General features: G+C 71.8%; 20 protein-coding genes. 8 read left to right on the plus strand and 12 right to left on the minus strand.

Going from position 1 to position 18,545, the window contains the following annotated elements:
- Positions 1-5: 5 nt before the first annotated feature.
- The 4 genes from NYO99_RS12340 to NYO99_RS12355 form a co-directional block, all read right to left on the minus strand.
- The gene (locus NYO99_RS12340; protein WP_268167507.1) at positions 6-1,112 is read right to left on the minus strand and encodes an efflux RND transporter periplasmic adaptor subunit; all 1,107 of its coding nucleotides are present in this window, start codon (positions 1,110-1,112) and stop codon (positions 6-8) included.
- Positions 1,109-1,720, minus strand: a complete 612-nt coding sequence (locus NYO99_RS12345; protein WP_268167508.1) for a hypothetical protein — start codon at positions 1,718-1,720, stop codon at positions 1,109-1,111. Before NYO99_RS12345 ends, NYO99_RS12340 begins: the two co-directional genes overlap by 4 nt.
- Positions 1,717-2,844 (minus strand): TolC family protein, encoded by a 1,128-nt coding sequence (locus NYO99_RS12350; protein ID WP_268167509.1) that lies wholly within the window; start codon positions 2,842-2,844, stop codon positions 1,717-1,719. Before NYO99_RS12350 ends, NYO99_RS12345 begins: the two co-directional genes overlap by 4 nt.
- A 232-nt stretch (positions 2,845-3,076) precedes the next feature.
- Positions 3,077-3,442 (minus strand): hypothetical protein, encoded by a 366-nt coding sequence (locus NYO99_RS12355; RefSeq protein WP_268167510.1) that lies wholly within the window; start codon positions 3,440-3,442, stop codon positions 3,077-3,079.
- Positions 3,443-3,548: 106 nt separating this feature from the next.
- On the opposite strand from NYO99_RS12355, the gene NYO99_RS12360 reads away from it, so the two are divergent.
- From NYO99_RS12360 to NYO99_RS12370, 3 genes are all read left to right on the plus strand, one after another.
- Positions 3,549-4,511, plus strand: a complete 963-nt coding sequence (locus tag NYO99_RS12360) for a hypothetical protein (RefSeq protein ID WP_268167511.1) — start codon at positions 3,549-3,551, stop codon at positions 4,509-4,511.
- Positions 4,512-4,657: 146 nt separating this feature from the next.
- Positions 4,658-5,206 (plus strand): heme NO-binding domain-containing protein, encoded by a 549-nt coding sequence (locus tag NYO99_RS12365; RefSeq protein ID WP_268167512.1) that lies wholly within the window; start codon positions 4,658-4,660, stop codon positions 5,204-5,206.
- Positions 5,203-6,738 carry an ATP-binding protein gene (locus NYO99_RS12370; protein ID WP_268167513.1) on the plus strand — a complete coding sequence of 512 codons (1,536 nt, stop codon included), beginning with the start codon at positions 5,203-5,205 and terminating at the stop codon, positions 6,736-6,738. Before NYO99_RS12365 ends, NYO99_RS12370 begins: the two co-directional genes overlap by 4 nt.
- A 20-nt stretch (positions 6,739-6,758) precedes the next feature.
- Here the strand turns inward: NYO99_RS12370 and NYO99_RS12375 are convergent, their stop codons facing one another.
- Complete coding sequence (locus NYO99_RS12375; RefSeq protein ID WP_268167514.1) at positions 6,759-8,615, minus strand: ABC transporter ATP-binding protein; 1,857 nt, start codon at positions 8,613-8,615, stop codon at positions 6,759-6,761.
- Between the two features lie 99 nt (positions 8,616-8,714).
- On the minus strand, positions 8,715-8,972 hold the full coding sequence (locus tag NYO99_RS12380; RefSeq protein WP_268167515.1) for a hypothetical protein: 258 nt from the start codon (positions 8,970-8,972) through the stop codon (positions 8,715-8,717).
- Between the two features lie 187 nt (positions 8,973-9,159).
- Here NYO99_RS12380 and NYO99_RS12385 point away from each other — a divergent pair, with 187 nt between their 5' ends.
- Entirely contained in the window at positions 9,160-9,651 is a 492-nt protein-coding gene (locus NYO99_RS12385; protein ID WP_268167516.1) for a YybH family protein, read from the plus strand.
- Between the two features lie 77 nt (positions 9,652-9,728).
- On the opposite strand, the gene NYO99_RS12390 is transcribed toward NYO99_RS12385, so the two are convergent.
- The 3 genes from NYO99_RS12390 to NYO99_RS12400 form a co-directional block, all read right to left on the minus strand.
- On the minus strand, positions 9,729-10,049 hold the full coding sequence (locus NYO99_RS12390; protein ID WP_268167517.1) for a hypothetical protein: 321 nt from the start codon (positions 10,047-10,049) through the stop codon (positions 9,729-9,731).
- A 252-nt stretch (positions 10,050-10,301) separates the two neighbouring features.
- The gene (locus NYO99_RS12395) at positions 10,302-10,913 is read right to left on the minus strand and encodes a hypothetical protein (RefSeq protein WP_268167518.1); all 612 of its coding nucleotides are present in this window, start codon (positions 10,911-10,913) and stop codon (positions 10,302-10,304) included.
- 11 nt (positions 10,914-10,924) lie between these two features.
- A complete protein-coding gene (locus tag NYO99_RS12400) occupies positions 10,925-11,350 on the minus strand; it encodes a hypothetical protein (protein ID WP_268167519.1) in 426 nt (141 codons plus the stop codon).
- 146 nt (positions 11,351-11,496) lie between these two features.
- On the opposite strand from NYO99_RS12400, the gene NYO99_RS12405 reads away from it, so the two are divergent.
- Together NYO99_RS12405 and NYO99_RS12410 are read left to right on the plus strand one after the other, a co-directional pair.
- Positions 11,497-12,273, plus strand: coding sequence for a MipA/OmpV family protein (locus NYO99_RS12405; protein WP_268167520.1), 777 nt, complete (start codon positions 11,497-11,499; stop codon positions 12,271-12,273).
- A gap of 24 nt (positions 12,274-12,297) precedes the next feature.
- Positions 12,298-13,185, plus strand: a complete 888-nt coding sequence (locus NYO99_RS12410; RefSeq protein ID WP_268167521.1) for a hypothetical protein — start codon at positions 12,298-12,300, stop codon at positions 13,183-13,185.
- Here NYO99_RS12410 and NYO99_RS12415 read toward each other — a convergent pair.
- The 3 genes from NYO99_RS12415 to NYO99_RS12425 form a co-directional block, all read right to left on the minus strand.
- On the minus strand, positions 13,182-13,352 hold the full coding sequence (locus tag NYO99_RS12415) for an oxidoreductase-like domain-containing protein (protein ID WP_422395501.1): 171 nt from the start codon (positions 13,350-13,352) through the stop codon (positions 13,182-13,184). The genes NYO99_RS12410 and NYO99_RS12415 overlap by 4 nt on opposite strands.
- Positions 13,353-13,380: 28 nt before the next feature.
- Positions 13,381-13,701, minus strand: a complete 321-nt coding sequence (locus NYO99_RS12420) for a hypothetical protein (RefSeq protein WP_268167522.1) — start codon at positions 13,699-13,701, stop codon at positions 13,381-13,383.
- A 103-nt stretch (positions 13,702-13,804) separates the two neighbouring features.
- Positions 13,805-17,368: an L-glutamate gamma-semialdehyde dehydrogenase gene (locus tag NYO99_RS12425; RefSeq protein WP_422395502.1), complete on the minus strand. Its 3,564-nt coding sequence runs from the start codon at positions 17,366-17,368 to the stop codon at positions 13,805-13,807.
- Between the two features lie 87 nt (positions 17,369-17,455).
- Between NYO99_RS12425 and NYO99_RS12430 the strand changes: the two genes are divergently transcribed.
- Positions 17,456-17,926, plus strand: coding sequence for an Lrp/AsnC ligand binding domain-containing protein (locus NYO99_RS12430; RefSeq protein ID WP_268168049.1), 471 nt, complete (start codon positions 17,456-17,458; stop codon positions 17,924-17,926).
- Positions 17,927-17,958: 32 nt separating this feature from the next.
- Positions 17,959-18,543, plus strand: a complete 585-nt coding sequence (locus NYO99_RS12435; protein WP_268167523.1) for a PAS domain-containing protein — start codon at positions 17,959-17,961, stop codon at positions 18,541-18,543.
- Positions 18,544-18,545 lie beyond the last annotated feature (2 nt).

Here is an 18,545-nt window from a genome sequence, read left to right on the forward strand (position 1 = left end):
TCCGTTCAGCGGATCTGCGCCACCAGGGACGCCCCCTGGACGACGACCCGGTTGTCGGGGGCCAGGCCTTGCGTCACCAGCACCGTGGCGCTGTCCAGCGGCTGCACCTGCACCGGCTGCGGCACATAGCGCTCAAAGCCCGCCTTGATCCAGACGACGGCCTCGTTGGCTGGGCTGCGCACAACGGCTGCAGCCGGCAGCACCATGCCCTTGCGGCGCTCCTTCAACGCGGCCACCAGCGTCACCGGCTGGCCCAGGGCCAGCGGCGTCGCGCCCGGCGCCACGCTGGCGCGGAAGTTCAGCGGCAGCACGCCGTCGCGCAACGCACGGGCAGCGCCGACGAGGTGGAGCTTCACGCCCTCCACGCCCAGCAGATGGGCGCCAGCCAGCTTGACGCCGAGCGACACATCGGGCGTGCTGGCCTCCACCATCAGCCGCGTCGGGTCCACCACCTCGACCAGCACCTCGCGGGGCTCGACGATCTGGCCGGCCTTGAGGTCGGCACGGGCGATGACGCCGGAGATCGGCGCCCGCAGCGCCTCGCGGGCGCCCAGGCTGGCGGCAATGCTCTGCTCACGCGCGGCCAGCGACTGCGCCTGGATGCGCGCCGCGTCGATGTCCTTGCGCGGCACCGTGCCCTCCAGGCCTTCGAGCCGACGCACGCGCTGCTCGGCCAGCTCACGGGCCGCCTTCAGCTCGGCGCGCTGCGCCTGCTGGCTGGCCTGGGCGAAAGGCTCGGCGTGGTGGCGCACCCAGGCGATCACGTCGCCCTGGCGCACCGCCTGGCCGGCCACCGGCAGGCCCTGCGGGCCGGCCTCGATGCGGCCGCCATGCGCCGACTGCACCTGGCCGCTGGCATTGGGGTCGGCCACGACGCGGGCCGGCAGCTGCACCGTGGCGGCCGCCTCGGTCTCGGGCGCGATGAGCGTGCGCAGGCCCATGCGCCGCTGCGCGAGCTTGGGCACATTGACGCTGCCGTCGGGCAGCCGCGCCAGGCCGTTGGCCGTGGGCGCGCTGGCCTGGTCCAGGTGCTCGCCGTTGGGGCCGTGGGCGCCCGGGCTGGCCCAGGCGATGGAGGTGGCGAATGCGAGGGTGATGCAAAGCCGCTTCATGCCTGGCCTCCGTCGTTGTTGTGGCCAAAGCGCAGGCCCTGGCGACGGCGCCAAGCCAAGCCGCCCAGCGCCACCGCCACCGCCGCGCCGCCGAGGGCCCAGCGGCCCCAGCGCGTGCCGTGCGCATGGTCATGATCGTCGTCGCCATGGGCATGGTCGGCATCGCTGACGGCCTGCGTCACACGCAGCACGCCGTCCAGCAGGTCGGTGTCATCGCCGGCCAGCACCGTGATGACGAGCGCGTGCTCGCCCGGCGTGGACAGCTTCTTCAGCAGCGCTGCGTCGTCGACCGAGAAGTCGCCGATGTCGGCATGGAACTTGGCCTTGGCCTTCAGGCCACCGGACTCGACCTCGACCTCCGCCTTCAGCAGCGGCTCGTTGGTGGCGAAGCGGTCGATCAGCAGCGACAGCTCGCCGCCAGCCAGCGTGCCGACGATCTCGAACAGCTCCGATTGGGCCTCGATGCGCGGGCTGGCCTTGCCGCCCGCAGCCGTGGTGGTGGGCGCGTCCAGGTGTTCGCCGTTGGGGCCATGGGCGCCGGGCGCGGCCAGGACGGGCAGCGCCAGCAGGCTGGCCGCCAGCGCGCAGGACATGGAGGAGTGATTCATGGCAGGTTTCCGAGAGCTTGTTGGAGGCGGGCCAGGGCCAGTTGGTGGCTGGCCTGCTGGCGGGCACTGGCGGCGTCGGCCAACGCGGCGGCGCCGAGGGCGCGCAGCAGTTCGGGCAGCGGCGTCTCGCCAGCGCGGAAGGATTTGTCGATCAGCTGGGCACGCTCGCGCAGCAGGGCCGCACGGTCGCGCTCCAGCGCGGCCTGGGCCTGGCTGGCCTGGGCCTGCTCGGCCGCCAGCGCCAGCTCGGCCGTGAGCCGTTCGCGCGTGCGGCGCTGCTGGGCACGCGCCACCTCGTCGTCGGCCAGCGCCGCAGCGATGCGCGGCTGCTGGTGCGCCTGGCCGCCGAACGGCACCCGCAGGCCCACCACGACGCTCTGTTGCGACGGCAGCGCGCCGCCCGGCCGCTCCTGGCGCAGGCCAATGGACAGCTCGGGCGCTGCGCCACGCTGCAGCCGCGCCAGCGCCAGCCGGCGCTGGCTCAACGCCAGGGCCGCATCGGCCAGCCTGAGCTCGGGATGCGCGTCGGGCAGGTCCTGCGGCGTGCTGGCGGCCGGTGCTTCGGCAGGCTGGGCATCGAAGCCCGTCAGCAGCCGCCAGGCGGCGCGCTGCGCCTGCAGTGCCTGCTGGCTGCTGCGCCATTGAGCCTCAGCGGCCAGCAGCTCGGCGCGGGCCGCGAGCGAGTCAGCCAGCGCGAGATCGCCGGCCTGCACGCGGCGCGCGACGTCGTCAGCCAGGCGGCGCAGCGTCTCAACCTGCTGCTGAGCCTGCGCGGCCTCGGCAGCGGCCAACCGCGCGGCGCCAGCGGCTTCACGCAACTGGCCGGCCAAGCGCAAGCGCTGCGCCTGCTCGCTGGCGTCGGCCCAGGCCAGTTCGGCGTCCGAGGCCTCGCCGCCGGCCGCACGCTGGCCCGGCCGCCACAGCGGCAGCGCCAGGCCCAGCTCGGTCTCGCGGGCGCCTGCCGGCAGGCCGGCACGGCCCTCGCGCTGGCTGGCTGACAGCGCCGCAGGGGCCGCCAGCCAGCTCTGCGCGGCCGCTTGTTCGGCGCGCGCCCTGGCCTGGCGGCCCTGCGATTCGGCAGCGTCGATGGAGCGCTGCCAGGCAGCGTCCAGCGCCTGTTTCAAGGAAGGAGGGGCACCGTCAACCGGTGCCTGCGCCCACGCTGTGCGGGCGCTCGCGGCCAGGCACAGCGCAAGGGCCGCCGCAAGGCGGGCGATGCGCCATGGCCGCGGCCATGGAGAGAGAGTCATGATGATCGTGGCAGAGATGCGCCCCGGTCGCCCGCCGCATGGGCACAGGCGGGGTGGGGCAGCGGTCAGCAGAGCCCGGGCAAGGCAAGCCCGGGGCGACAGCGGATCAGGCCGTCAGCCGTGGCGGTCGTTCAAGACCGGCCAGGAAGGGGAGCGCATGCGCTGGCAGCGCGGCCGGCAGCGGCCGCTCCGGGCAAGGCTGCAGCAGTGGCAGGATCAGCGCCGAGGTCAGGGCCGGCGCAAACAGCCCGGCGTCCAGCGTGACGTGCGTGACCGAGGCGGTCGAGTCGTCCTGGTGCAGGCCGCCGTCGTCATGATCGTGGTCGTCATGGTGATGGGCGACGTCCTCGAAGTGCAACTGCTGGTGCACCCGCTCTTCCGCACTGGCCACCACAGCGCCCACACCCGCGAAGGCCAGCGACTGCCAGCACATGCAGAGGGTCAGGAGGAAGGCGACGAGCCGGCGAGACATGTCAAAAAGTCTAGCCGACGAACACCAGCGCACCGACAAGGCCTGACGCGGCGCAAGGCTGTGGGCCAGCAACAAAGCAGCCAAGTCCGCCCGCTATCGTGCCGTCATGACGCCGCCTCGCCTTGACCGCCGCACGCTGTGGTTCGCCATGCTCAGTCTCGCCCTGGCCGGCTGCGCCGGTGCGCCGCCTGAGCCCCGCCCCTGGGCCGAGGTGGCAACGCGCGAGTTGCAATTGGTGCTGGACAGCATCGAGGTGCAGGGCCGGCGCGTGGCCATCACGCGCAGTGCCACGGCCGTGGCCGCCACGCCGGTGGTCGTCTACCTGCCCGGCCTGGGGCAGGACACCGAGGCCGGCCAGCGCTGGGCGGCGGCGTGGGCGCAGGCCGGCTACACCGTGCTGACCGTGCAGCCGCTGGCCGCCGATGCGCTGGCCTGGCGCTCGGCGCTGGCGCGGGCGGCCGAGTTCCGCGCGCTGGGCGAACACCACTACGGCCCGGGGCTGCGCGCCGAACGGCTGGCAGCGCTGCGCCAGCTGCTGCCCGCGCTGCAGGCCGCCCGGCCCGCGCTGGACTGGCGCCGCGCCGCGCTGGCCGGCTACGAGACCGGCGCCCAGACGGCGCTGGACGCCCGCGCCGACGCCGCCTGGCGGGCCGTCATCGCCATCAGCCCGCCGGCCATGCAGGCGCCCGCCACCGGCGCGCCGGCCCTGCTGATCACCAGCGAGACCGATCACGATCCGCTGGGCCTGCTGCGCAACCCGGCCGAGCGCCTGCAGACCCTGGCGGCCGACGGCGTGCAACTGGCCCAGCTGGGCGCGGTCTCGCATGCGGCGCTGGCCGGCACGCGGGCGCCCGACGGCTGGCATGCGCAGGACCAGCACCTCGTGCGCGCCGCCCGCCGTGGCCCCGGCCAGGGCGGCGGCGCACCCGGTGGCGCACCCGGTGGCGCGCCAGGCGGCGGCGCCCTGGCGCCACGCAGCGGCAGCGCGACCGAAGCCGCGCTGACCGACCTCGGCGACGGCCTGTCGCGCAGCCGCGCCTTTCTGGATGCCTGGCTGCGCCGCCCCTAGCCGGCGGTCGGCGCTCACCGGCGCTCGTGAACAAATGCGGTGAATCGCCGCCGGCCTGTCGCCCGCCCCTGTGCGTGCGCAGCAACGCCGCCCTATCCTGCGGCGAGCTGGGTGATCGTCACCGGCCTCTGACCGCAGGAGTACGCATGTACGGCCTTGTGAACCGCGCCATTGAGCAACTGGTCGTGTCCCTCAAGGGGCCCGCTGCCTGGGAAGAGATCTGCACCGCTGCGGACTGGCCGGATGGCGGCTTCGTGGCGATGCAGACCTATGACGATGCCGTGACCTACCGCCTGGTCGGTGCCGTCAGCCACACCCTGGGCCTGACGCCGGAGCAGGTGCTGCGGGCCTTTGGCGAGTACTGGATCCTCTACACCGCCGAAGAGGGCTACGGCGACATGCTCGCCATGTGCGGCAACGACCTGATCGGCTTTCTGCATGGCATGAACCAGATGCATGCCCGCATCGAGGCCTCGCTGCCCGACATCCGGCCGCCGCACTTCGCGGTCAAGGAGCTCGGCCCCACCGAGTTCGAGTTGACCTACGCGTCCAAGCGCGAGGGCCTGGCGCCCATGGTGGAGGGCCTGATCAGCGGGCTGGCCAAGCGCTTCGGTCAGCGGGTGGACATCCAGCACACGGCGCAGCGATCGGCGCAGGCGCCGCGCGACTGCTTCCTGATCAAGATCCTGCAGTGAATGCGCCCACCCCCATCCTCGCGGGCGCCGATCTGGACGCGGTCTTCCCGTTCTACATCCTGCTGCACGCGGACGGCACGGTGCTGTCCGTCGGCACGGGGCTGCACCGCGTGCTGCCCGCGCTGGCGCCCGGCACGCGGCTGCGCGACCAGCTGACCCCGACACGCCCCGTGGCGCTGGCCACCGCCGACGACTGGCTGCGCTTTGACGGCCAGGCCGTGCTGCTGGAGACCGTGCAGGCCGGCGGCCTGTCCCTGCGCGGCCAGCTGTGCAGCCAGCCCGACCAGCGCGTGTTGCTGCTGCTGCGCCCCAAGGTGCAGACCTTCGAGGACTTGAAGACCCACGGCCTGCAGCTCGAAGACCTCGCCGCGCACGATGCCACGGGGGATCTGCTGCTGCTGCAGCGCGCCGCACAGACCTCGCGCGAGGACGCCCAGCGGCTCACCGACCGCCTGCGGCAGAAGACCCAGCAGCTGCAGCTGATGAGCGAGCTGTCGGCCATGGGCATGGGCTACTTCTCGGCCTCGGGAGAGCTGCGGCAATCCAACCGCTTACTCAACACCATCCTGCGCGTCGAGCCAGGGGCGCCCGCGTTTCGCAACGTCGCTGATGTCGAGCAGCATTTGAGAGGCCTGGTGGACGCCAGCGACGCCGTGTGGCTGCGCCTGGACGAGCTCGCGCTCCACGCCAGCGATGACGACGGCGCCTTCGTGCTGCGCACGCGCGACGGCCGCCACCTGTCCCTGCTCTACCGCAGCGGCGGCGACCACGAACACGTGCTCTTCGTGCGCGACGTGACCCGCGAGACGCTGGTGGACCGCATGAAGAGCGAGTTCCTCACGCTGGCCGCACACGAGCTGCGCACGCCGATGACCAGCATCTTCGGCTTCAGCGAGTTGCTCATCCACCGCACGCTCACGCCCGAGCGCTTCCGGGACACGGCGGCCACCATCCACAAGCAGGCGGCCTGGATGGTCAGCCTGTTGGACGAGGTGCTCGACGTGGCCCGCATCGAGGCCAAGCAGTCCGGCGACCTGCACCTGTCGGCCATCCACCTGTCCGCGCTGCTGCCGGACACCATCAACGCCTACGGCAACGCCCACCAGACAACCGAGCTGCGGCTGGACCTGCCCGATGATCTGCCACCGATGCGCGCCGACCGCGTGAAGGCCGGGCAGGCGCTGGGCAACGTGATCAGCAACGCCATCAAGTACTCGCCCAACGGCGGCATCGTCGACATCCGCTGCCGGCCGCAGGCCAAGGGCTCGCTGCCCGGCCTGCTGATCGAGGTGCAGGACCACGGCATCGGCATGTCCGAGGAGCAGGTGGCCCGCATCTTCGAGCGCTTCTACCGCGCCGATCCATCCGGCCACATCCCGGGCACGGGCCTCGGGATGACACTTGTCGAACAGATCATGAAGCTGCACCGCGGCACGGTGAAGGTGGCCAGCACGCTGGGCCAGGGCACCTGCGTGAGCCTGTGGTTCCCGACCGCGACCGAGGCCGCGCCCAGCGAGGGCGCCAGCGCCTGAGCAGGCCGGGGCCGCGCTGCTCAGTCCTCGCCCAGGAAGCCGCCGCTCTGGTGCGCCCACAGACGCGCGTAGATGCCGCCCGCGGCCAGCAGCTCGGCGTGCGTGCCCTGCTCCACGATGCGGCCGGCGTCCATCACGACGAGCCGGTCCATCGCCGCGATGGTGGACAGCCGGTGCGCGATGGCCACCACCGTCTTGCCCTCCATCAGCGTGTACAGGCTCTGCTGGATGGCGGCCTCGACCTCGCTGTCCAGCGCGCTGGTGGCCTCGTCCAGCAGCAGGATGGGCGCGTCCTTCAGCATCACGCGCGCAATCGCGATGCGCTGGCGCTGGCCGCCCGACAGCTTCACGCCGCGCTCGCCCACGAAGGCCTCGAAGCCGGTGCGGCCCTTGGGGTCGGACAGCTGCGCGATGAACTCGTCGGCATGGGCACGCACGGCGGCGCGCTGCATGTCCTCGGCGCTCGCATCGGGGCGGCCGTAGAGGATGTTGTCGGCCACCGAGCGGTGCAGCAGCGAGGTGTCCTGCGTGACCATGCCGATGTGGCGGCGCAGGCTGTCCTGCGTGACGCAGGCGATGTCCTGGCCGTCGATGCTGATGCGGCCGCCGCCCTCGGGCAGGTCGTACAGGCGCAGCAGCAGGTTGACGAGCGTGCTCTTGCCCGCGCCGCTGCGGCCCACCAGGCCGATCTTCTCGCCGGGGCGGATGGTCAGGTCCAGCCCGTCCACCACCACCTTGCCATTGGGGTAGGCAAAGCGCAGCTGCTCGAAGCGCACCTCGCCCTGCGTCACGGTCAGCTCGGTCGCGCCGTTCGCATCGGCAATCGACTGCGGCTTGGACAGCGTGGCCAAGCCGTCCTGCACGGTGCCGATGTGCTCGAAGAGAGACGCCATCTCCCACATCACCCAATGCGAGATGCCGTTCAGCCGCATCGCCATCGCGGTGGCCGCCGCCACGGCGCCCACGCCCACGGCGGACTCGCTCCACAGCCACAGCGACAGCAGCGCCGTGCTGCCCACCAGCAGCGCCGACAGCGTGGCGTTGACGACCTCGAAGCCCGTCACCAGCCGCATCTGGCCGTAGGCCGTGAGCATGAAGTCCTGCATCGCCGACTTGGCATAGCCCGCCTCGCGCCGCCCATGGGCGAACAGCTTGACGGTGGCGATGTTGGTGTACGCATCGGTGATGCGGCCCGTCATCAGGCTGCGCGCATCGGCCTGCGCCTGCGCCACCCGGCCCAGCCGCGGCACGAAGAAGCGCAGCGCCAGCAGATACAGCGCCAGCCACACCGCGAACGGCGCCATCAGCCGGGCGTCGAACGCCGCCACGATGGCCACCATGGTGCCGAAGTACACGCACACGTAGACGAGGATGTCCACGACGATGAGCCAGGTGTCGCGCACCGCCAGCGCCGTCTGCATCACCTTGGTGGCGATGCGGCCGGCGAACTCGTCGCCGAAGAAGGCCATGCTCTGGTTGAGCATGCGGCTGTGGAAGATCCAGCGCATGCGCATCGGGAAGTTGCCGAACACGCCCTGGTACTTCATCAGCGCCTGCAGGCCGGCCAGCACCACCCCCAGCGCCAGCACGCCCACCAGCATCAGCACCACCGGCTGCGGCCGCTGCCACAGCTCGGCTGGCTGCTGCGTGGCCAGCCAGTCCACCAGCGAGGCCATCAGGCTGAACAGCCAGGCCTCCGCCGCCGCGATGCCCGCCGTGAACAGCATCACCGTCAGCAGGTGCGGCCGCACCCCATCGGCGCAGCGCCACAGAAAGGCAAAGAAGCTGGCCGGCGGCGCCGCGTGGCCGGAGGTCTCGGGGTAGGGGTCGACGAGGTGCTCGAAGCGCGCAACGAGCGGTTGGAACAGGGAAGCCATGGCGCTAGTTTCGCTGCGGGGCGAGTCAGCACGGTGGCGGGCCGCGCAGCCACGGTCCGTCAGCCGGCGCACCGCCGGGGAATCCCCGGCGCGCTGCCGTCAACGCCGGGGGTTGCGCAGGAACGGTTCTGGCACCTCGATACCAGCGGGCTTCAGTGCGGGATCCGCCTGCACCAGGCCCCAGGCCGTGGCCCTCAGGGAGCGGGCGGCGTCCGCCTCCTCGCGCTCGCGTTCAAAGTAGTAGTCGCGGTCGTCATCAGCATGCGCCTCACGCGCCCGTTGGTAGTACGAGCCCGCCCGGGCCTCATGGGCATTCGCTTGCGCCAGCAGGCGCACGATGTCGTCTGGGGTGGTCATGCGGTTCTCCCACGCTGCGTTCATGAATTCGGCGCTTGCATCGCAAGCCGGGGCACACAGCTTCGCGCATGCACCAAGCCTTCATCAAGGCCGGACGCTACCGATGGGGTTCGCCAGGCGGCTTGCTTACAGTCCGGTTGCGATGCCCAAGCCACCGCCACGCCGTGCCTCACCGGGAGCCCCGCCGATGATCCAGATCCGCATGACGCCTGTGCTTCGTTTGCTCGCCACGCTGCTCGTCAGCGGCGCCGTGGCGTCAGCCGCCGTGGCCCAACAGCCCGCTTTGGCAGCGGCCAAGGCGGACATCGAACCGATGTTCGCGGCGATGTTGACTGCCGCGCATGCACGGGACGCCGAGCGCCACATGGCGGCCTACGCGCAGGACCCGGCGCTGGTGTTCATCTACAACGAGGCCAAGTTCAGCGGGTACGACGCCGTGCTGGCCATGACGCGCCAGGCCTTCTCGCCCGGCTCGGACCTCGCCTTCCAACTCCAGGGCGAGCCCCAGTACCAGCTGCTGACGCCCGACTGGGTGATGCAGACCTTCTTCCTGACGTCGACGTTCACCAGCCCCAAGGGGCAAGCCATGAAGGGCCGGCTCAGCGTTTCCAACCTGTGGCACAAGCGCGCTGAGGGCTGGCGCATCGTCTACACGCACGAGTCGAACGTGGTGCGCTGAGGGGCGCGGCGACAGCCCGCTGGCCGACACCTGCACAGGGCGCCATCACCCGATCACCGGGCTGGCCTGCGCTGAGATCAGTTGCTCGTCACCTCGAAATCACCCTTGGCGGCAATCGAGATCGGTTTGAACTTGGAAAACACCCACAGCCCCAGCGCCGATGCCGAGCCCAGCAGCGCCGTGAACATGAGGGCCACAAAGGCGCCGACAAACGGCCCCGCCAGGAGCCCGGCGAAACCGTGGATTGGCTGCCCGTTCCATGTGACGGTGTCGTAGCCGAACAGGGAAAACACACCGAACACGGCGCCCAACGGCACGAATGATGTGGTCAAGCCAATCATCCAGAGCTTGTAGATGGTTCCTGTGCTCAGGCGGGCCGCCGAGATGTTGGTAAACAAGCCGATGTTCCTTTGCTGATGCTGACGTTCGATGGGCCTGTCTGAGGTCCCAAGGGCCGAGAAACGACCTGCGACCCATCGTCCAATGGCTAATCTTTGTGCAGCCCTGTGTCGTGACTTGGGGTGACGCACCCACATCTCGGCGTGAGTGCCTTCCTGGCCCAAGTATGGCGCGCCCCACAGGCAGCAACCGCCTTGCCGCCCCTGGCGCTAACCCTGCCAAGCGTTCACGCCATCACCACCCCGCGCGGCTCACCAAGGCCGCCCCTGCCTCACCGCCCGGTCATCCGACCACGTCGCCGCCAGGTAGTCCGCCGGCTCATCGCGAGACAGCGTGCGCCCATACCCTGCGCCGGTGCCGGCCACCAGCAGGAAGTCGGCGCTGGGGTGGATCAGCCGGGCGTTGAAGTAGGCGGACGCGAGCGAGGCCTGATCGCCGTCCGGCGGGTCGCGGTACCAGGGGCCGAAGCTGGCTTCCAGGTCACCCAGCCGCACACGGCCCGGCTTGAACTGCGCGGTAAGCGCGGCCACCAGCGCGTCGGGCACCGGGCTGACGGTGGCGATGTGCAACTCGGCCACCACGCCGTGCTGCACCTGGTAGGCCACGCCCCAGTCGGCCTGTTCGGTGCGCTGCGCGCGATGGGGCGATGCCGCCAGCCAGCGCGTCACGTGGGCCGCGCGGCGGGAGTAGGTCAGCTGCGCGAACGCGCGGCGCACGAAATCCAGGTCTTCGGCCAGCGACGTGCTCATCTCCACGGGCCGCAGCGTCTGCGCCCATGGCGCCAGCGGCTGCAGCCCCAGCAGGGCGCCGCAGGCGGCCGGCAGGTGGCGCGTCAGCAGCCGGCGGCGGCCCGGGCTCGGCAAGGCGCAGGTGCTCAGCGGCTGGCCGCCGAGGCGGGCAGCGCCATGGGCTGCGGCACGACGACGCCGGGCGACAGGGAGATCTCATCCACCAGCGTCACCCCGGTCACGAAGTAGCGCGTCTCGCCGAAGCAGGAGCCCGGCAGGCCCACCTTCTCCTCGTAGTGCAGGTTCACGCGCCGGCCCATGACCTTGTTGATGGCCTGGGCGGTGGCCTCGTCGTGCACGGTGAAGTGGAACTTCTCGACCGTGCTGGAGCCAGGCAGCGACACCAGCGCCTGCTCGCCCTCCCAGGTCTTGCACACCCAGCCCTTGCGCGAGAGCTTCTGCACCCAACCGGCGCGTTCGCCCTCGGAATAGCTCCAGTTCCAGGCAAACACGAACCAGGCCGCCACAAGCAGCAGCAGGGCAACGATGACGAGGGCAAGCTTCAGGCGCATGGCGGGTGGGTGAGGAAAGGCGCGGCGATTGTGCGTCAGGCCCGTGACGCAATTCCCCAGTCACACGGCCGGTTTGAACTTGGGCCAGACTCCGCCTCGCGGCCTGCTGCCGCACCAGCTGCCCCCACTCTTTTGCCAGCACCGCCATGACCCTGCTGCCCCGCTTCCCGCTGCCCCTGATCGCCGCTGCCGTGGCGGCGCTCCTGCCCCTGGCCAGCCACGCGCAGCCGCCCGCCGAGGGCGACGCGCCCCGCAGCAGCTGGGCCGCCGGCCTGGCCGTGATGCCCGAGACGCAGGCCTACCGCGACTTCGACGACAAGCTGCGCGTGCTGCCGCTGCTGACCTTCGAGAACCGCTGGGTGCGCGTGTTCGGCCCCGGCCTGGAGCTCAAGCTGGGCCGCAGCGGCCCGCTGAGCTACGGCCTGACGGCCAGCTACGCGCGCGACGGCTACGACGCGGGCGACTCGCCCTTCCTGGCCGGCATGGACAAGCGCCGCGCCAGCGCCTGGCTGGGCGCCCGCCTGGGCCTGCGCACCGAGTTCGCGTCGCTGAGCGCGCACTGGCAGGCCGACGCCAGCGGCCACAGCAAGGGCCAGAAGCTTCGCCTGGGCGCCGAGCGCCGCCTGGCGCTCGGCGAGGTGGGCCTGACGCCGCGCCTCAGCGCCACCTGGCTGGACGGCAAGTTCATCAACTACTACTACGGCGTGCGCATGGGCGAGGTGCGCGCCGACCGCGCGGCCTACACGCCCGGCTCGACGGTGAACACCGAGCTGGGCCTGCGCGTGGACTACCGCCTGGCGCCGCAGCAGACGGTGTTTGCCGACGTGGGCGTCACGCTGCTGGGCGGCGCCATCAAGCACAGCCCGCTGGTGGATCGCAGCACGCTGCCCGAGCTGCGCGTGGGCTGGCTGTACGCCTTTTGAGAGCTTGCGCTAACGTGTCGATGCATGAGCCGACACCTCTTTGCGTCCCTGGGCCTGGCGATGCTGACGGGCTGCCAGTCCGGCGAGGCCCCGTCACACACCCCCACGCCCTCTGCAACGCCCGGCGCGGCCGATGACTCGCCCGCCGCGCTGATGGCCGCGGCCTTCCCTGGCTGGGCGCCGGGGCGGGCGCATGCCGTGGCCGTGGGCACGCCCGAGCCCAGCTCGGGCCAGGTGATGGACGTGCAGGTGGCACCCGCGCGCGTGGTGGCGCTGGACGCGCAGCACCGCGTGCTGGTGGTGACCGGCCCGCCCGTGACGGCCGACGGCGAGCCCGTGGCCTCGCACGCCAACGGCGCGAATGTGGGGCTGTATGGCTTTGAGCGGCGCAACGGGCGCTGGCACCGCACGTTCGCGCAGCCCTCGCTGGCCTGGACGGGCTTCTTCGGCCAGGCCGGCGAGCTCCAGGCCCACCCGCTGGGCGCGGGGCGCTGGGCGCTGTCCATCGAGAACGGCAGCTGCTGGCAAGGCCAGTGCGGCCGCTGGCTGACGCTGTTCTCGCTGAGCGCCCGGGGCGGGCAAGCCCTGGCCCCGGCACTGCAGACCCAGGCCTCGGCCGTGGGCGCCACGCTGGGCTGCGAGGAGGTGCTGCAAGGCCAGCCGCTGCCGGCCGACAACCCCATGCCGGTCACCGCCGACACCTGCTACGACATCAGCAGCCGCTGGCGTTTCGAGCCCACGAGCGGCCCGGGTTGGCCGGCGCTGGTGCTGGACTTCGGCGGCGCCGAGGTCGCGCCGGCCGACGCCGCCAGCGCGCCGCAGCGGCGCGCGGTGCAGGCGCAATGGGTGCTGCGCCACGACGGCCAGGCCTACCGGCCGGTGCAGGGCCGCAACCCGGTGCGCGCCTTCTAGGCAGCCGCCTCGGGATGCCGCTCGCGCCACGCGCGCAGCGCGCGGCGGTACTCGTCCATGGCCAGGTCGTGCAGGTCGAAGATGCAGGGGTCGCAGCCGTTGCCGCAGCAGGCGTCGAAGTCCGGCGGCGGCGGGGGCAGCGGCATGGGGTCAGGCGTGTCGCTCACGGCGCGGATTGTCGCGCCGGGCGGCCGCTCAGGCGCGGCGGCGCAGGCGCTCCACGTCCTTGATGGCCTGGATGGCGGCGTGGATGGCGCGCAATTCCTCCAGCGGCTTGGACGCCGCCTGCACCTCGGCCGGCAGCCGCTCGGCCCAGTCCAGCAGCAGCTGGGTGATGACGCCCAGCTGGTCGCCGTAGCTGGCCACATCGAAGGCCAGGGCCTCGATGCGCGCATCGCCCGCCCCGGGCTTGATGCCGCGGAAGAAGACGTCGAGCCGGGGCTCGATGTCCTGCGTCACATCACCGCTGAAGGGCAGCTGCAGCTGCGGCGCCCACAACCAGAACCACGGAAACATCGCGCGCTCCCGGCGCCCGAGACGACAGGCGCACGGGCCGATGCTGGCGGCCCCATCCCCAGCGCGCAAGCTGCGCCGTGGGGATGGACAGCGGGCGAGAGGCTCAGTGCCCGCCGGCCAGCAGCGCCGCGTTGCCGCCGGCTGCCGCCGTGTTGACCGTGAGCGTCTGCTCGGCCGTGAAGCGGTAGAGCTGGCGCACATGGCCAGCCGCCGTGACCAGCGGCAGGATGGCGCCCGGCCGGCCGGCGAGCGCCTGGGCCAGCGTGTGGGCGGCGTCGGCGTCTGACGAGGCCAGGGCCACGCCGGCCAGGGCCGGCGCCACCAGCAGGCCGGGCAGCGCGGTGTCGGGCGGCAGCGTCAGCGCGTTGGCGGGCAGGCCGGCGCGCAGCAGCGCCTGGCGCACGCGCTCGTCGCCGCCCAGCCACAGCACGCTGTTGCCGGCCAGCAGAGCGCTGACGACGGCGGCCAGGCCCGCGTCGCCACGGCCCAGCACGAGGAAGGCGCCGCGGGCATGGTGGCGCAGCGTGTTGCGCTCACCGGTGGGGCCGGGCAGCTCGATGTCGGCGAACTGCGCCTGGGCCGCCGTGAACAGGCCGCGCAGCGCAAGGGCGCTGGCCGCGTCCAGCGCGTCGGCGGCGCGGCGCAGCGTGGCGATGCGCTGGGCCAGCGGGGTGTAGCGCCAGGTGGCGTCGGCCACCACGACCAGCGGCGCGGGGTGGCTGCCCAGATGCAGCGGGGGCAGCGGCGACGCGGTGGTGTCCAGCTGCGGCTCGGCGCAGAAGCGGTGCAGGTAGTCGGGGCCGCCGGCCTTGGGGCCGGTGCCGGACAGGCCTTCGCCGCCAAAGGGCTGCACGCCCACCACGGCGCCGATGATGTTGCGGTTCACGTAGACGTTGCCGATGCGGGCGGCGTCGGCCAGGCGCTCAGCGCGGCTGTCGATGCGCGTCTGGATGCCCAGCGTCAGGCCGTAGCCCAGCGCGTTGATCTCGGCGATGACCTCGTCGGGCGAGCCCTCGAAGCGCACCACGTGCAGCACCGGGCCGAAGATCTCTTCGCCCAGGTCGGCGATGCGGCGCAGCTCGAAGGCGACCGGCGGGATCTGGCGCGGCAGCGGCTCGGCCACGGGCGACTCGGCGATGAGTGTGGCCTCGCGCTTGAGGCGCTCGACGTGGCGGGCGATGTGGGCGTGGGCCTCGTCGTCGATGACGGGGCCGACGTCGGTGGCGAGATTGGCGGGCTGGCCCACGTGCAGCTGTTCGAGCGCGCCCTTGAGCATCTCGATGACCCCATCGGCGATGCTGGACTGCACGCACAGCAGGCGCAGCGCCGAGCAGCGCTGGCCGGCAGAGCGGAAGGCGCTCTGCACGACGGCGTCGATGACCTGCTCAGGCAGCGCGGTGGAGTCCACCACCATGGCGTTCAGGCCGCCGGTCTCGGCAATCAACGGCAGCGGCGAGTTGGGCTTGGCGGCCAGCGCCTTGTGGATGATCTGCGCGACGGCCGTGGAGCCGGTGAAGCAGACGCCCGCCGTGTGCGCGTGGGCCACGAGGCCGGCGCCCACGGTCTCGCCCGCGCCGTGCAGCAGCGCCAGCGCGTCGGCCGGCACGCCGGCGGCGTGCAGCAGCTCGACCATCTTCAGCGCGACGAAGGGCGTCTGCTCGGCGGGCTTGGCGGCCACGGTGTTGCCAGCCACCAGCGCGGCGACCACCTGGCCCGCAAAGATGGCCAGCGGGAAGTTCCAGGGGCTGATGCAGACGAACACGCCGCGGCCGCGCATGCCGGCCTCATCGGCTTCCGCTTGATCAGCGTAGTAGCGCAGGAAGTCGACGGCCTCGCGCACTTCGGCCACGCAGTCGGCCTGGGTCTTGAAGGCTTCCTTGACGAGCAGCGCGCAGAACTCGGCCAGGCGGTCGTCCAGCGCATCAGCGGCGCGGCGCAACGTGGCGGCACGCTGGGCGACGGGCGTGGCGTTCCACGCCGCAAAGCCGGCGTGCAGGCGCTGCATGGCGGCGTCCACATCGGCGGTGCTGGCCTCCGGCACGCCAGCGACCTGCACCATGCCCAGCGCGGCCTGCAGCGGCGCGCGCTGGGCGGGGGCGGTGAGGTCGGCACCGGTGGAGTTGACGCGGCCCTGGCCGTTGGCGTCGAGGTAGAGCGCCGGCGGCAGCGGCAGGGCGCTGGCGGCGCGGATGTCGGCCAGCGGCGAGCCCAGCAGCTCGGGCACCTGCACGGTGGGGTCGGCCAGCTGGTGCACGAAGGACGAGTTGGCGCCGTTCTCCAGCAGCCGGCGCACGAGGTAGGCCAGCAGGTCGCGGTGCTCGCCGACGGGGGCGTAGACGCGGCAGGGGATGGACGCGTCCTTCAGCACCTCGCGGTAGACGCCCTCGCCCATGCCGTGCAGGCGCTGCATCTCAAAGGCCGCACCGGCCGAGCGCGCCATCTGCACGATGGCGGCGATGGTGCCGGCGTTGTGGCTGGCGAACTGCGGGTAGATGACGTCGGCGTGCTGGATGAGCGCGCGGGCGCAGGCCAGGTAGCTCACGTCGGTGTGCTGCTTGTGCGTGAACACCGGGTAGGCGGCCAGGCCCAGCTCCTGCGCGCGCTTGATCTCGCCGTCCCAGTAGGCGCCCTTGACCAGGCGCACCATGAAGCGCAGGCCATGCTTGCGCGCGATGGCGGCCACCTCGTCGACGACGGCCAGCGCGCGGGTCTGGTAGGCCTGCACCGCCAGGCCGAATCCGCGCCACTCGGGGAACTCCAGCGCGATGCGCGCAGCCAGCGTGTCCAGCACGTCCAGCGACAGCTCGAGGCGGTCGACCTCCTCGGCGTCGATGGTGAGGTTGATATTGGCCGCCGCGGCCAGCGCTATGAGCTGCCACACGCGCGGCAGCAGCTCGGCGAACACGCGTTCGCGCTGCAGCACCTCGTAGCGGCTGAACAGCGCGCTGAGCTTGATGGAAATGCCGTCGGAGGCCTCGGGGCTTTCGGCGCGGCGGCCGGCGCTGATGGCCTTGATGGCGTTGACGTAGGCGGCCTGGTAGCGCTCGGCGTCATGCTCGGTGCGGGCGCCTTCGCCCAGCATGTCGTAGCTGAAGCGCAGGTTGGCCTGGGCCTTGCGCGCGTCGCTGGCCTCGCCCATGGCCTCCTGGATGTTGCGGCCCAGCACGAACTGGCGGCCCAGCAGCTGGATGGCCCGCACGGTGGCGGCCACCACGGTCTGCGCGCCCAGGCGCTTGAGCAGGCCGCCTTCGTCCTCGGCGCCCGGCAGGAAGCGCTTGGACATGGCGATGGCCGAGGCCGACAGCGCGGCCAGCATCTTGTGCGGGCTGCCCTCGCTGGCGCCGTCGAAGTCGGCGCGGCCCAGCTGGTCGGCGGTCAGCGCGATCGCGGTGGGCGCGTCGGGCACGCGCAGCAGCGCCTCGGCCAGGCGCATCAGGGCCAGGCCCTCGGCGCTGGTGATGGGGTACTCGCGCAGCAGCGACTCCATCGCCCAGAACGGCGCGGGGTTCTTGCGCACCTGCTCCACCCAGGGCGAAGCCATGTCGATGACGCCCGGCCAGTGCAGCGCGGCACCGACACGTTCAGCCAGCGCCTGCACGACGGGCGCCTCGGCCCGGTAGGGCTCGGGCAGGCGGGGTTGCTCGATGGGCGCGACAAACTTGGTCATGGCTGGCTCCTGGTGAGATCAGCAATGTATTCAGCGGGTTCTAGAATTAATCGCTGATGATCGAATGATTCGATGAAGAAAATCCAGATGACGGACGAAAACCGACTCGACAAGATCGACGCACGCATCTTGCGCGTGCTGCAGGCCGATGGGCGCATTTCCAACCTGAAGCTGGCGGAAGAAGTGCACCTGTCGCCCACGGCCGTGCTGGAGCGCGTGAAACGGCTGACGCGCGACGGCTACATCCTGGGCTACGAGGCGCGGCTGAACCCGGCGAAGCTCGGCGCGGCCATGCTGGTGTTCATCGAGGTGCACCTGGACCGCACGGTGCAGGACGTGATGGACACCTTCAAGGCCGCCGTGCAGGCGCGGCCCGAGATCCTGGAGTGCCACCTGGTGGCCGGCGGCTTCGACTACCTGCTCAAGACCCGCGTGCGCGACATGAGCGCCTACCGCGAGTTCATCGGCAGCGTGATCTGGAGCCTGCCCGGCGTGCGCGAGACGCGCACCTATGCGGTGATGGAAGAGGTGAAGGCCACCAACGCCCTGCCGATCTGAGTCGGACAGCCAACACCCGCACAATGAGCCCCATGGACATGCGGCATCAACCGGCCTGGCTGCGCTGGCGCCAGGCCCTCGCCACCGGGGAACTGGGCGTCTGGGACCTGCGACTGGACCTGGAAACCGTCCACTACTCCCCGCACTGGAAGCTGCGGCTGGGGTTCCCCGAGCCGGAGCGGCCCGACAGCACGCACTTCTGGCGCATCCGCGTGCACCCGGACGACATCGACACCATGATGACCGGCATGCGTGAGCATGTTCGCGGCCTGCAGCCCACCTATGAAGCGCGCTTCCGGCTGCGCAGCAATGGCTCGGGCTACCGGCTGGTGCAGTCGCGCGGCCGCGTCGTCGAGCGCTGCACCGAGGGGCGCGCCGTGCGCATGGTGGGCACCATGCTCGACCTCACCGACCGCCCGCCCACGCCTCAGGGCGGCCTGCCCGAAGGCCCGCGCGGCGCCATGGAAGCGGCGCCGCTGGTGCGGCCCTTCCACCAACTGCTGACCGAGGACGACAGCCACGAGCCGAGCCAGCTCGAGCGCGACCGCGTGCTGGCGATGGTGGACGACCTGCTGCAGGACACGCTCACCCAGCTCGCCGCGCTGCGCCCCGGCTGAGC

The sequence above is a fragment of the Roseateles hydrophilus genome (assembly GCF_026712245.1).
Classification (GTDB): Bacteria; Pseudomonadota; Gammaproteobacteria; order Burkholderiales; family Burkholderiaceae_C; genus Pelomonas; species Pelomonas hydrophilus.